The 14052-nt window shown below is 37.6% G+C and carries 16 protein-coding genes; 10 read left to right on the top strand and 6 right to left on the bottom strand.

Annotated elements, in window-relative coordinates:
- Positions 1-91: 91 nt before the first annotated feature.
- From D6734_02285 to D6734_02270, 4 genes are all read left to right on the top strand, one after another.
- Positions 92-445 carry a hypothetical protein gene (locus D6734_02285; GenBank protein ID RMF97417.1) on the top strand — a complete coding sequence of 118 codons (354 nt, stop codon included), beginning with the start codon at positions 92-94 and terminating at the stop codon, positions 443-445.
- A gap of 244 nt (positions 446-689) precedes the next feature.
- Entirely contained in the window at positions 690-2015 is a 1326-nt protein-coding gene (locus D6734_02280; GenBank protein RMF97416.1) for a hypothetical protein, read from the top strand.
- 99 nt (positions 2016-2114) lie between these two features.
- Positions 2115-2570: a dTDP-4-dehydrorhamnose 3,5-epimerase gene (locus D6734_02275; protein RMF97415.1), complete on the top strand. Its 456-nt coding sequence runs from the start codon at positions 2115-2117 to the stop codon at positions 2568-2570.
- Between the two features lie 45 nt (positions 2571-2615).
- Positions 2616-3575, top strand: coding sequence for an SDR family oxidoreductase (locus tag D6734_02270; GenBank protein ID RMF97414.1), 960 nt, complete (start codon positions 2616-2618; stop codon positions 3573-3575).
- 52 nt (positions 3576-3627) lie between these two features.
- Here D6734_02270 and D6734_02265 read toward each other — a convergent pair whose 3' ends face one another.
- Positions 3628-3825 (bottom strand): hypothetical protein, encoded by a 198-nt coding sequence (locus D6734_02265; protein RMF97413.1) that lies wholly within the window; start codon positions 3823-3825, stop codon positions 3628-3630.
- A gap of 185 nt (positions 3826-4010) precedes the next feature.
- Between D6734_02265 and smpB the strand changes: the two genes are divergently transcribed.
- The 6 genes from smpB (at position 4011) to D6734_02235 (ending at position 8924) form a co-directional block, all read left to right on the top strand.
- Positions 4011-4478: an SsrA-binding protein SmpB gene (smpB, locus tag D6734_02260; GenBank protein ID RMF97412.1), complete on the top strand. Its 468-nt coding sequence runs from the start codon at positions 4011-4013 to the stop codon at positions 4476-4478.
- Positions 4475-5281 (top strand): N-acetylmuramoyl-L-alanine amidase, encoded by an 807-nt coding sequence (locus tag D6734_02255; protein RMF97411.1) that lies wholly within the window; start codon positions 4475-4477, stop codon positions 5279-5281. Before smpB ends, D6734_02255 begins: the two co-directional genes overlap by 4 nt.
- Positions 5278-5874, top strand: coding sequence for a hypothetical protein (locus D6734_02250; GenBank protein ID RMF97410.1), 597 nt, complete (start codon positions 5278-5280; stop codon positions 5872-5874). Before D6734_02255 ends, D6734_02250 begins: the two co-directional genes overlap by 4 nt.
- Positions 5871-6671, top strand: coding sequence for a glutamate racemase (locus tag D6734_02245; GenBank protein RMF97409.1), 801 nt, complete (start codon positions 5871-5873; stop codon positions 6669-6671). Before D6734_02250 ends, D6734_02245 begins: the two co-directional genes overlap by 4 nt.
- 11 nt (positions 6672-6682) lie before the next feature.
- Complete coding sequence (locus tag D6734_02240; protein ID RMF97408.1) at positions 6683-7414, top strand: ribonuclease PH; 732 nt, start codon at positions 6683-6685, stop codon at positions 7412-7414.
- A gap of 106 nt (positions 7415-7520) precedes the next feature.
- Positions 7521-8924 (top strand): UbiD family decarboxylase, encoded by a 1404-nt coding sequence (locus D6734_02235; protein RMF97407.1) that lies wholly within the window; start codon positions 7521-7523, stop codon positions 8922-8924.
- A gap of 26 nt (positions 8925-8950) precedes the next feature.
- Here D6734_02235 and D6734_02230 read toward each other — a convergent pair whose 3' ends face one another.
- From D6734_02230 to D6734_02210, 5 genes are all read right to left on the bottom strand, one after another.
- Positions 8951-9688 (bottom strand): lamin tail domain-containing protein, encoded by a 738-nt coding sequence (locus D6734_02230; GenBank protein ID RMF97406.1) that lies wholly within the window; start codon positions 9686-9688, stop codon positions 8951-8953.
- A gap of 101 nt (positions 9689-9789) precedes the next feature.
- On the bottom strand, positions 9790-10953 hold the full coding sequence (locus D6734_02225; protein ID RMF97405.1) for an ABC transporter permease: 1164 nt from the start codon (positions 10951-10953) through the stop codon (positions 9790-9792).
- Positions 10954-10960: 7 nt separating this feature from the next.
- Positions 10961-12115 carry an FtsX-like permease family protein gene (locus D6734_02220; protein ID RMF97404.1) on the bottom strand — a complete coding sequence of 385 codons (1155 nt, stop codon included), beginning with the start codon at positions 12113-12115 and terminating at the stop codon, positions 10961-10963.
- Positions 12116-12136: 21 nt separating this feature from the next.
- On the bottom strand, positions 12137-12811 hold the full coding sequence (locus D6734_02215) for an ABC transporter ATP-binding protein (GenBank protein RMF97403.1): 675 nt from the start codon (positions 12809-12811) through the stop codon (positions 12137-12139).
- The gene (locus tag D6734_02210) at positions 12811-14028 is read right to left on the bottom strand and encodes an efflux RND transporter periplasmic adaptor subunit (protein RMF97402.1); all 1218 of its coding nucleotides are present in this window, start codon (positions 14026-14028) and stop codon (positions 12811-12813) included. The genes D6734_02215 and D6734_02210 overlap by 1 nt, the downstream gene beginning before the upstream one ends.
- Positions 14029-14052: the final 24 nt, after the last annotated feature.

Here is a 14052-nt window from a genome sequence, read left to right as displayed (position 1 = left end):
GTATATATATCCATTATTGAAGATGATATGACCTAAATTGTTTATTGTCAAATTATGCATTTTTATAAAAATGTATTAAAATATAAATACTATGAAAAATTCTACAAAGGCAGTAATTCTTTCAGGATTGGCTTTCCCGGGCTTAGGTCAAATTGTGATGAAATGTTATGTTAAAGGCATTTCATTCATAATAGCTACATTGACGGGACTGATTGTTTTTTTGGTAAAAGCTGTCCGAATTTCGCTGTCCATATTGGATAAAATTTCAGCCGAAGGCAATTCAATTGATATTGCCGCTATAACAGATGCCGCAAACCGAGCAGTTAAAGATTCTGATTCACAAATATTAAAATACAGCTTATTTTTTATAATCTTATGCTGGGCTGTTAGCATTATAGATGCATACATAACCGGCCGAAAAAAAGACTTGGGAAAAAAGGAATAACTCATTGTTTTTTCTTATCTGAGGATTCGATGATTAAGGAAAAACTGAGGCATTTATTCCTTCCTCTTTTTTTCTCTTTGCCTTGAATATTGGATTTTTGATTTTCCCTCTTTTACCCTTTTTATTCTTTTTCACCATCAGTTTTGCGTAGCTGTCGATTGCTCAACTTATAGATAATAAGGCCAAAAAAGTATTTCCAACTTCATTATGGCTTTTTTCTTTTTTATGAGTTATTAAATTTTCTATGAGTATTAGAAAGATTATAATTATTCTATTCTTGATTTCCTTTGCTTTTCCTCTTTGTGTTTCTGCAGATAAGGAAATTACTGTCCTTTTTACTTCAAGCACACGCAACACCTTTCTTGCATGTGGATGCCCCGGCAACCCTTTTGGAGGATTATCACAGCGCGCCTTTATGGTTGAAAAAATAAGGAAAGAGAAGGATGATGTATTGCTTCTCGATGGTGGTGACATTTTTCCTGTACAGATGTCTTCTTTTGAGAAAAGAAAATTGCCATATATACTTCAAGCATATTCGATTCTTCACTATGACGCTGTAATACCCGGTGAAGCAGATTTGGGCGAGGGATTGGAATTTCTTTTGAAGGAAATAAACGAAAAAAATATTCCTTTCATATCAACTACAATCTTTAGCAAAAGGGCAGACTCTCTTGTTTTCCCTCCATATCTGATAAAAGAACTAAATAATGTAAAAGTTGCTGTGATCTCATTGACTTTACTTGATGAAGAAGCATTGAAATCTAATGGATTATCCAATGAAATAAGAATAAATGACAATCCTTCGAGGATTCAACAATATATCAATTATCTAAAAAAACGCGCTGATATCATTATTGCCCTTTCTCATTCAAGCATTGTGGAAGCTATTATGCTCACGAGGAAATTTCCTGAAATTTCTTTCGTGATCGAAGGACACTATGAATCAGATTATCCGCACCGCTCAGATGAAGGAAGAGTGCCGGTATTCAATGCAGGCAAAGAGGGTGAATATTTAGGAAGGCTACTCATTCATCTCGATGCAAAAAATAAGATCACTAAGATTGATGATGAATTCATAGCTATGTCTAAATTACTGCCTTCTCATAGAAAGACTGAAGAATTGTTTTTGAGTTATCTTGATAGAGTAAAGAAGGATACAAAAGAAGGTGAACGAATCCCTGAACTCGAAGCATATAGACAAGGACTTTGGAATTTCTATTCTTCTAATGACAAATGTATCGATTGCCATAGTGACCAATATGAACAATGGATTGAAACGCCACATTCAAGAGCTTTTGATGCACTCGTTAATGCAGGGCGGGAATATGACCCAGAGTGTCTCTACTGCCATACTACAGGATATGGAAGGGATGGAGGGTTCATAAATTATGAAAAGACTCCTGAAATGATTTCAGTGGGATGCACAAGTTGTCATGGCGTTGACAAGAAGCATCCAAATTCAAATAAAGAGCCGATGACTGTTTCTCAGAAGATATGTATAGTTTGTCATACAAAGGATAAAGACCCTGCTTTTTCGTATGAAGATTTTATATTGAGAATAATTCATTGAATTTATGTATGAGCGATTTGAATTGACGCTCAAAGGACTATTTGATATTTTTAAAATTAAGAATATTTATTCAGTTTATTTATTTTCAGAGGAAAGTGAATGATAGAAGGTGTAAAAACAAAAAAATTGCGGGTCATTCCTGATGAAAGAGGCCGTTTAATGGAGATGCTTCGCGCGGATGATGAGATTTTTATAAAATTTGGACAAGCATATTTGACTACTGCTTATCCCGGCGTTGTAAAGGGATGGCACTATCATAAAAAACAGTACGACAATTTTATCGTCGTAAAAGGTATGATGAAGGTTGTACTTTACGACAGGCGTGAAGATTCGCCTACCTACAAGGAAATAAACGAATTTTTTATGGGTGAGCATAATCCAATGCTTTTACAAATCCCTCCCTTGGTGCTTCATGGTTTTAAGTGTATTAGTGAGAATGAAGCGCTTGTGGTAAATCTTCCGACGGAGCTATATAATTACGAATCGCCTGATGAATACAGGGTATCACCGGATTCTTCAGAAATTCCCTATAACTGGGAAAGAAAAAACGGCTAACTTTTTAAAAAAGTATAACTATCATCTTTTTGAAGGGCAGGACAGGTGAAGGTCCTCATCACAGGAATAACAGGGTTTGCGGGAAGCCATCTTGCCGATTACATCCTATCTTTAAATGAGAATATAAAAATTTACGGCACATGCCGCTGGAGAAGCAACAGAGAGAATATTGAACATCTTTTAGGTAAAATAACCCTTTTTGAATGTGACCTCAAAGATGCTTCTTCAGTCAAGAGTGTCATTGATTCAATAAAACCGGATAGAATTTTTCATCTTGCTGCTCAAAGCTTTGTTTCAGCTTCGTGGAATCTTGCCTCAGAAACAATCAAGAATAATATTATTGGCAATTTGAACCTCCTCGAAGCTGTACGGCATGCAGGGATTTCTCCCCGCATTCAGATTGCTTGTTCAAGTGAGGAATATGGAATGGTGAAGGAAGAAGAGCTTCCCATAACTGAAAAAAACGAACTAAGGCCTCTAAGCCCTTATGCAGTGAGTAAAGTGGGACAGGATTTATTAAGCTACCAATATTTCCAAAGCTATGGGATCGATGTGGTACGGACTAGAGCTTTCAACCATACAGGACCGAGGAGAGGACATGTTTTTGTTGCATCTGACTTTGCAAAACAGATTGCTGAAATCGAGGCAGGTAAGCGGGAGCCAGTGATTTATGTAGGGAATCTGAAGGCAAGGAGAGATTTTACTGATGTCCGTGATGTTGTGAAAGCCTATTGGCTGGCACTCGAGAAATGTAAATCAGGAGATGTATATAACATATGTTCGGGGAAAGACTGCTCTATGGATGAGTTATTGCATATGCTCTTGGCGGAAAGCAGGGTAGATGTTGAAGTAAAACAAGATCCAGCAAAGATGAGGCCATCTGATGTTCTTGTTTTAAGAGGTGATTACAGCAAGTTTGAAGCAGAAACCGGATGGAAGCCGCAAATCCCTTTCAAAAAAACGCTTCAAGATATTTTGAATTATTGGCGTTCTAAAATTAATTGAGATGGATAGAAGGAATTGATGTCGATTGTCTGAATATTCCTCTATCATTGTCCTATTTGCCAGTATTTCTGCATTCCCCTTCGGGTATTTCGCAATTTACTTTTTTAAATGCTTTAGTTTGAGAATTTAGCGATTTGATGTTTTTAAAAGGGATGATCAAATAAGGATAGATGTCTGTAGAAGTTGGTGAGCGATATTGAAAGGATTTCAATGCAATTTGTTTTTCTGACATTGGCTTAAATATTAGCATAAGAATGCTTTCTTAGAGATGCAGAATTGTAATAGTAAGCGGATTATAAATCTATTTGGAACAGATATGTTCAGATATAGCAGAATAAAATATATTGATTCAGTTCCAAATCCTGTGCTAATAATTTTTCGTTTCGACTTGAAACAAAAATATATCCATCGGCTTTTGAAAACCTTTGAGAGAAAATGGCAGAAAGCAATAGAAAGATTGTATCTCAAAATAAAAAGGCATATTTTCAATATGAAATCCTTGAAAAGTATGAAGCAGGAATGTCGCTTTTAGGTTCTGAGGTCAAAGCATTGAGAGAAGGCCGGGCAAACCTCAGAGACAGCTATGCAAGGATTCTTGACGGCGAGGTTTATCTTTTAAACTGCCATATAAGTCCCTACTCTCATACTGGATATGAAAGTCATGATCCGCTGAGAAAAAGAAAACTTTTATTAAAGAGGCAGGAGATTAATAAGCTTATAGGAAAAGTTGAAGAAAAGGGTTTTTCCCTTATTCCAACAATGATTTATTTCAAAAATGGCATAGCAAAAGTAGAATTAGCTCTTGCCAAAGGCAAGAAACTCCATGATAAAAGAAGAGCAATTAAGGAAAAGGAAGTTAGAAGAGAGCTTGACCGCGAGATTAAGGAAAGAAAAGGCAGATGATGTTACAGAGTTTAAAGAAGATAAATGAGAGAATGTTAAAACATATTGAAATAATATTACTAATAGTCCTTTCCCTTCTTCCTTCCTTTGGCTTTTCTCAGGATGTCGAAGAAGAGAAAACAGATAATATTGGCTTAGTGCTCATCAACCCTGCCCATGGAGGCAGAGACACAGGATTAACGATTAATGAGAAGATTAAAGAGAAAAACATCACTCTTGGATTATCGAGAAAGATACTCGAGATTGCCGGAGATGAATCCCCTTTTGCAATAAAAATGACAAGAAATTCCGACATAGGACGCAGTGAAGAGGAAAGGATTGAATTGGTCAACAATTTGAAGCCTTTTGCATTTGTTAGTCTTCATATTGGCTCATCATTTGACCCTTTGGTAAGAGGAATGAAAATCTATGTTTGGGCAAATACAATGGGTGCAATTTCATCTGGCAAAGTTGAGTCAGGAGGGAAATGGTGGGAAAAAGCGGGAAATAATCTACTAAAAGACTACAAAATACGTCTTTTAGAGGAAGCACAGATTGATTTTTTGAGCCAAAGCAAAGAGCTTGCAGAAGAGATAAGAAACGAAATTATAAAAATTCGTGGAATTCCCTGCACCATCGAGACAGCGCCTGTAAAAGAACTATCTACTATTGGTGCCCCTGCTGTTTCAATCGAAATATTGCAGGCGAGTAATGAATCTGACAGAAAGATGATTGTTGATGAAGATATGATGACACAAATTGCAGAAGCCCTTTTCAATGGCATCCAAAATTTTGTCAAGAGTCAAATAACGATTGAAAAATGAGTAAGATAAATATGAAAAAAAAGAAACTTAAGTATTTCTGCATTTCCTTTATTGTTATATTTTTTTCAATAGCAGTCTTTGTTCAAGGATGCAATAAATTACCGCAGGGAGAAAAAGATACTTCCTTACAGAGAAAAACAGAAGAAAATCTTACTGAAGAAAAAGAAATAACGTTTTTCTATCCTTATCGCGGCGGACTTTCTTCAAAGAATAAGATAATAGAGCTCGAATCTGAAAGTTCATTGGAAGAACGGATAATGAAAGCTTTATCCATACTTTTTGCCAATAATGAAGACACTGACAACTATTTACCTAAGGATGTAAAGATTTTAGATATATTTGTTGATGATGATTCTATTGTTTATGTAAATTTAGACAGCGAGGTTTTTCATAACGAAAGTTTGGCTGCAACATTAGAAAGGGAATTTGTTAGCGCTGTTGTACTTACTGTGTTGAAAAATTTCCCTGAAGCATCGGCTGTAAAAATTCTTGTCAAGAATGAGGAAAGAGAAACCCTTGCAGGGCATATCGATATTTCAAAACCATTCTATCTGGCTGCTGGCAGAAATGAAGAAGAGGAGATACTTTTTTGAATAAAGGAAGTATTGGCATATTTGATTCAGGCATAGGAGGGCTTTCAGTTTTTCGTGAAATAGCATCAAAACTTCCAAAGGAAGATATAATATATCTTGGCGATACAGCACGGGTGCCATATGGCACTAAGTCAGAGGAAACGGTAAAAAGGTATGCTTTGCAAAATGTCAAATTTCTTATTGATAAAAAAATTAAGATTCTTGTTGTTGCCTGCAACACTGCATCTGCCTATGCGATTGAGGCAATTCAATCTGAATTTGAAATTCCTGTTACAGGTGTAATTAAACCCGGTGTGGAAGCGGCATATAGAATAAGTAAAAAGCGAAAAATTGGAGTCATTGGCACAAAAGCTACAATATCGAGCGGCGCTTATGAGCGTGAGTTGAAAAAACTTATGCCTGAATGTGAAATCTATACCACAACCTGTCCTTTGTTTGTTGCCCTTGCTGAAGAAGCAATGTTTGACAATGAAATTACAACTTTGACAGTAAAACATTATCTTGAAGATTTAAAAAGAAGCGGCATCGATACTTTAATTCTTGGATGTACGCATTATCCCTTTCTTAAAAAAGCCATAGGAAGATTTATGGGTGAAGATGTCCAGCTTATAGATTCGAGCATTGAAACGGCGGCAGTTGTAAAAAAAATACTTTTGGACAATTCACTTATGAACAGTGAAAATTCAGAGGGAAAATATGAAATATTTGTAACTGATGATTCCTCTCACTTCAGGAAGACAGCAGAGATATTTTTGGATAATTATGCCAATGGTAAACTGCATAGAATAGATATTTAGAAAGGATTGTTATGGGAAAAAAGAAAAGAGCAAGTAATGAAATAAGAGATGTGAAAATATCGCCTTGGCCAGTCAAATATCCAGCAGGCTCAGCCCTTATCGAAATGGGTGATACCAAGGTTTTATGTTGCGCTAATATCTTAGATGAGGTTCCTCCATTTCTTATTGGGCAAGGGACAGGATGGGTTACAGCTGAATATTCTATGTTGCCTGCTTCGACAGGAACAAGAAACAGGCGTGAGAGAGGGGGAAAAATAAGCGGCAGGACGCAGGAGATACAGCGTTTGATTGGAAGAAGTCTTCGTTCAGTCGTGGATATGACAAAATTAGGAGAAAGAACAATAATCATTGACTGCGATGTTTTGCAGGCAGATGGAGGAACGAGAACAGCATCGATAACAGGAGCATTTGTGGCAATGACTTTGGCTGTCGAAAAGCTATTGAGTGATGGAAGCATTGAAGAAAATCCTATAACCGATTATGTTGCAGCTGTAAGCATAGGTATAATAGGCGGAAAAATTCATATTGACCTGGATTATGAACTTGATTCCAATGCAGATGTCGATATGAACCTTGTAATGACGAAAAAAGGTGAAATAGTTGAAATACAGGCAACTGCTGAAAAAGAATCATTTTCAAAGGAAACACTTTCAAAACTCATCTTGAATGCTGAGCGTGGTATAAAAAAGCTTTTCAAAATACAAGCAGATGCTATAAAATGCGGACTTAAAAAAATCAGGTGATTTTTTTATTTCAGTTTTTTCCGGCGTAATAAAAATTGGCAAAAGCACACTAAGGAATGTTTATAGTTGAAGAGATTACAAGAATTAAATGAAGTGGAGATAGAAAATGGTTCAATATGGTGATTTTCGCGGATTTTTGAAACTCCTTGAAGAGAAAGATGAGTTAAAAAGAGTGTCAAAGGAAGTTGATTGGGATCAGGAAGCAGCGGCAGTTTTTGTCAGGTCTGCAAAAAAGAAAAATCGCGCTCTCTTGTTTGAAAAGGTAAAAGATTCGAAGTTCCCACTTGTAATAGGCGTTCTTACTTCACCTGAGAGGATACGGCTTGCCGTTGAAAAGGATGAGGGTGGATTTGACAAATTTGTAGAAGAACATCTCAATACAAAACGCGATGATTTTCCTCCTAAAATTCTGGATAATGCGCCTTCTCAGGAGGTTGTTGTTGAAGGTGATGATGTTGACCTTTTTTCTCTGCCTATTCCCAAATACAATGAAAAGGAAGGCGGAAGATACCTGACGGCAGGAGTTTCAATAAGTAAAGATCCTGAATATGGATCGAGAAATGCAGGCATATACAGAATGATGGTAAGGGACAGGAATGAACTGAATGTAAATTTCGGTTTCCCAAACAGGCATCTTCTTGTCCATGCTAAGAAGAGTATGAAGGGTGGCAAGCCTTTGTCATTTTCAATAGCCATCGGTGTTGATCCAGCTCTTTGGCTGTGTGCGGCTATGCCTTTGCCTGCAAAATATGATGAAATCAATCAGGCAGGGGCAATAATGGGAAAAAGTGTTGAACTTGTTAAGGGAAAGACCATTGACACTGAAGTGCCTGGAAATGCAGAATTTATACTTGAATGCGAATTTGACCCTACAGTAATGAAACCTGAAGGTCCTTATAACGATTTTCAAGGCTATTATACAAAGGTGAAGGATAATTATGTTGTGAAGGTAAAAGCGATAACCCATAGAAAGGATGCAATATTTGAAACAAGTATGACAGGTCAGGTGCCGGAAGGTGAGATGGAAATATACCGCCACCTCTTGCTTTCTCAGCAGAAGGTGCAGTTGAAGAGAGTTATACCGCAGGTTGAGGCGATGACATTCGATGCGGCGAGTATGGGGCATATCTATATCGTTTCAGTCAGGAATAAGAGACCCTTTATGGCAAATCAGATAGGCAGTGCAATCCTTTCCTTCCCTTGGAGTAATATGGTGAAGATGGTTATTGTTGTTGATGATGATATCGATGTATTTGACCCAGCGCAAGTAATGTGGGCTATAGCAACAAGAGTGGATTTTGAAAAGGATGTTACACTTTTGCCTTCGATGCCGGGTGCAAGTTTTGATGTAGGCACAGGCGGAAGAAGAGGCGTAACAAAGATGATACTTGATGCTACTAAAAAACTTGAAGAAGAAGGCTATCCGGGACAATTCCCTGAAGCTGGCAAGCCTTCAGCCGAAGTTTTGGAAAAAGTTATCAAAGAATGGGATTCATACGGTTTGGATTGATAAAGATTATTTCGTAACAAAAAGATTTAAAAAATTAGCTTTTCCAATGAGCATAAGGATGTAATGCCAAGCATTAAAAGAATTATTGAAGCCGGTTCAGGCACTGGATAATTTCCGAGACTCTGTCCTGCATTAATCTTTCCCGGGTTTCCAAGCCCTTCTCCCCAAGGCGAGAGAATGCTTTCAGAGAAGCTTTCAGCTTTAGTCTCGTTACCTGACATAATGGAAATCTTGAAAATAGAGTTGCCTGCTGTAATATCAGGATAGATGAAATCTTGTAGAATAATATCATTGCCATTACCAATTACAAAATCAACTGAATCAATTAAAATTATTTCTTCACCAGAATTATGAAGACTTAAGCTTGAAGAAGTCACTCCCGCATAGATTGAGAAATCACTATAAATATCTGAAAATGATACTGTCCCGTCCTTTTCCGTTATAACGAAGAAATTGCCAGCAGGCACATTTGTTATATCTTGAAAACCGCTGCGCTGAGAAATACTATCGAAACTGACGCCTCCATCGTCGCTGATGAAGAATCTCGTCAAATCGATGCTTTGATTCGTGCCATTGAAAAGCTCTATCCATTCTCCTCCTGATTCTGAAACTATCGGATCATACATTATTTCACTGATTTCTATGCCTTTATTGATATTTAAGGGGAGTGCAAGGGCAGTAACTGCCTCTAAGAGAACCATTAAAAATATAACAAATGAAAACACTTTCTTAAAAGTAGAATATATGACCATAATCTTCTCCATTCTGTTTAATCTAAAAATATATAAAAATATATAAATATAGCAATAAAAGTCAATTAATATTTCTTTCTTGATTTGAAAGGGAGTGGCTGCGGAGTATTCCTTTAACCTCTCAATGCTTTTACAATATCGATCTTTGCTGCGCGTATTGACGGCAGGAGTCCTCCTGCAGTACCCATAATTATGGCAAATATCATTGATTGGATAGCTATTTGGGGAGAGAGCTTAAAGTCGAAGGCAAGCTCTGAGAAGGTTTGCCAATTGATAGTTGAAATTGTAATCAACTGCATAAAAGAAGCCGCAAACAACCCTATGATGCCTCCAGAGATTGATATAAGAAGGCATTCAATCAGAAATGCCGTAAGTATATTTTGCCTTGAAAAACCAAGTGCTCTTAGTGTTCCTATCTCCTGAGTCCTTGAGCCCACAGCTGCATACATCGTTATCATAGCTCCTATAACAGCACCAAGACTAAAGATGACTGTGACAGTAACTCCCAAAATTTTTAAAAAGGTTGCTAACATTTCTGACTGTTCAGCGTAGTATTGATTTTCTCGCTTTACTTCTGCTGTCAGCCGCTGGTCATTTTCAACTGCCTTTTTAAATTTCTTGAAGTTTTCACTTCCTGCAACTCTTACGAGAACAGATGAGTAGATGGGCCTTCTAAAGGCATCCATAATTTGGTCGACATCTCCCCATATTTCAGAATCGAAGCCGCTTTTTTGAGCATCGAAGATGCCTACAATCCTCCATTGTTTGCCTGCAAACTTTACTGTATTTCCAAGGGCAATTCCTTGAAAATTTTTAGCTATAGCAGAACCAACGATTATTTCTTCAAGCCCTTTTTGCCATCTTCTTCCCTTTATTATTTTTATTTGGGGCCTCAATTTTAGGGATGCATCGTCAGCGCCGCGCACTGTTACATTGGATACTGATCCTGAAAATTTTCTGGGAAGTGTTATAAGTACATTTACCTCTTTTGCGGCAAGAAGTTTCCCATTTTCATCGAGGGAGATTTCAGGGCGATTGATTATGATCGATGCCTGCTCTTTTGATAAACTGCTCTGAATTTCCGTGCCTGAAGATTTTCTGATAATGATGGCATTTTCCGGCGAGCCGGTATCTATCAAAGTTTTTTCAATTCCATATGTCAACATTAGCACATCAGCAAAAACGAATACAACAAGAGCTATTCCAAGGGCAGTAAGAAGTGTTGTAAGTTTTCTTGCCCAAATGTTTCTGAAGTTGTAATAGATTGGTATCGCCATTTGTATTCTATCCTATTTTCCTTAAGCTTGTCGCTATAGGTGTTTTTGCGGCATTTAAAGAAGGAAAGATAGCCGCGCTGATTCCAACTCCTATAGCTATAAAAAAACTGTAAACGATAGTTTCAGGTGATATTTTGAAAACAGGCAAAAAAGTTTCTACTAATTTCGCAAAATAATTTGCCAATGGGAAAGTGGCAATTGTGCCTAAAATTGCACCTAATATTGCTATCACAACCGATTCACCCATAATCAAATATGTTAAAGTCAAGCCGTTAAAGCCAAAAGTTTTCAGTGTAGCGTATTCAGGTATCCTTTCCCGTGCTGCCATTGCCATTGTGTTTGAAAGAATGACTAGTATGACAAGTATAATGATGATTGATACTATTCTTAGCGCTTGAATAATTGCATCAGTCATTGAAAGAAATCCCAATTGAAATGCTTTTTCAGTTTCTGTGATTGTTTCAGCTGATGAATTTTTAAATTGAGCATCGATTTTTTCACTGATTTGCGCTGCATAATCAGGGTTGTCGATATGAAGCAAAAACCATCCAACCTCATCGGGCTGAAACATACCTGTTTCTTTTATTCTTTCATTGAGATATTCCCAATGGAAAAAAAACATTGTTTCATCGGTGCTCTTTTTTGCGCCGTGATATATTCCCGCAATATAGAAATCCCATTCTCCTGCAAAAATGGTTCCTGTAATTCGTATGGTGTCTCCCTTTTTCCACCCAAATCTTTTTGCCAACGCTCTGCCTACAATGCAGGAATTACGCATTGAAAGATAAGTCCTTTTATCATTTTCGTCTATAAGTATTTCAGGATAGAGGTCTATATAATTAGGGCTGACTGAAAAGATAGCGATAAAATTTTTTTCTGTTTTATAAAATCCGCCAAACCAGTTGCCGTATGCCACATCAGTTACTCCTTCAACGCTTTTGATTTTTGTTTTGTAAGCGAGAGGCAGAGGGGAAATAATTGAAATAGCATTGCGTGTTACTATTCTGTTTTCTGATGCCATATTGACTCCAAAATACCATGCTTCAAGGACAGTATTGATAATTGCATACGAAGTTATTGCTATTGCAAGTCCAAGCACAGTAAGTATCGTGCGCAGTTTATGGCGCATCGCATTTTTAAAAATCAGTTTAGATAGAGTCATTTTTTAACGAAGTAAAAAGTTTTAAACGAGCATTCCCTTATCGAGATGGCGCTGAATATGGGCTTTCTCTGATGCCCTTGGGTCATGTGTAACCATAACGATAGTTTTGCCGAATTCTTCATTGAGTTTTGTCAAAAGTTCAAGCACATCTTCAGCCGATTGTTTATCAAGCTCCCCTGTTGGCTCGTCTGCCACAAGAAGAAGAGGGTCTGAAACCAATGCTCTTGCTATTGCAACTCTCTGTTCCTGCCCGCCTGAAAGCTGTGTAGGGTAATGATCCATTCTGTCTGCCAATCCTACCATTGACAAGGCAGTTATTACATGCTCTTCCCTTTCTTTGCGGGACAAGTCCGTTAGAAGCAATGGGAGTTCTACATTGTCGAATGCTGTCAATACAGGGATCAAATTGTAGGATTGAAAAATAAAACCTATATTTCTTGCCCTCCATCTAGCTAGTTCGCTTTCTTCAAGTTCAGTTATATCAACACCTCCAACAACGATTTTACCCTTATCAGGATAATCGATTCCTGCAATCAAATTGAGCAGAGTTGTTTTGCCTGAACCGGAAGGTCCCATCAAAGCAAGAAATTCCCCTTGCGGTACTGAGAATGAAAGGTCTTTGAGAACAGGTATTTCTATATCGCCTCTCCAATATGATTTTGAAACATTTTTTATTTCGATAAGATTTCTGTTCATTATTCCCTTATTTCGACCTTCACATTATCTTTGACTCTTTCTGAGGGGTTGAGAATTATTTTCGTCCCTATTTCGGGACCTTCCAACAGTTCTAAAAAGTCTCCAAGTTTCTTCCCTACTTTGACAACAATCTCCTTTGCTCGTCCGTCATTTATCGAGAAGACAACCTTTTTACCTCCTCTTTCAATGACGGCACCAACAGGCACCACCTTCAAGGTTTTTTCTATCATTTCCTTACTGACTTCTTCCTTCAAAAAGGAGACTCGGGTGCTCATTTCCGGCAAGACTCTTTCATCTTTGTCGATGAATGCCACTTTTGTAAGAATTGTTGCTTTAGCCCTTTCTGCAGTAGGGACGATTTTATGCACTTTACCTCGATATTTTATATCAGGATAGGCATCTAAGGTTATTATGCACGGTTGTCCCACTTTTACGAGATTTATATTGTTTTCAGATACATCTGCTTCTACAATCAATGAGTCCATATCAGCCATTGTTACGACTGCGGCTTTGGAATTAACAGAGGAAGCAAAAGGGGCAACTATCTCACCAACATCAGCATTTTTAGTAAGTATAGTACCGTCAAAGGGGGCATGAATAAAAGTGTTTTCATACTGTACTTTTGCTTCCGACACTGCCGCTTCAGATGCCGCTATATCTGATTCAGCTGAATTAAGCGATGCTTTTGCCTTATCGAAACGGGCAAAAGCGGCATCATAGAGTGATTTTGATATAGTACCGCTTTCATAAAGCTTCTTTTTTCTTTCATAATCGAGCTTGGCATCATCATATTCTGCCTTTGCTTGCTTATAACGAAAACGTGCTGTAACGAGATTTGCTTTAGCCCGATTGAGAGTTGCCAAGGCATCCCTATTTTCAAGGCGCGCTATGATATCTCCTTTCTTTACTCTATCGCCTTCCTCTACTGCAAGATATTCAAGCCGCCCTGTGCCTTTTGAAGCAACTGCCGCCTTCCTTTCAGCTACCACATATCCTGTGGCGTTGAGAAGTATTTTTGCTTGGTAAGGAAATATGGATGTAACAACCGTTGTTTCAACTTCCACGCTTGGTGTGAAAAAACCTAAACTGTAAAGAAGAATTAAGAGCGATATTATTATGATAACAGTGATAGTCCTTGAAAGAATCCTTCTTTTTTTCTTTTTCTTATAGTAAGTTTCTTCCGATGACCGGTCTATCTTCAGTTTATCAACATCCATTATCCACTCCTTTCACTTTAAACT

The organism is Candidatus Schekmanbacteria bacterium (assembly GCA_003695725.1).
Lineage (GTDB): Bacteria > Schekmanbacteria > GWA2-38-11 > GWA2-38-11 > J061 > J061.
The sequence above is the reverse complement of the archived record's forward strand: the minus strand, read 5'-3'. Positions and strand labels throughout refer to the sequence as shown.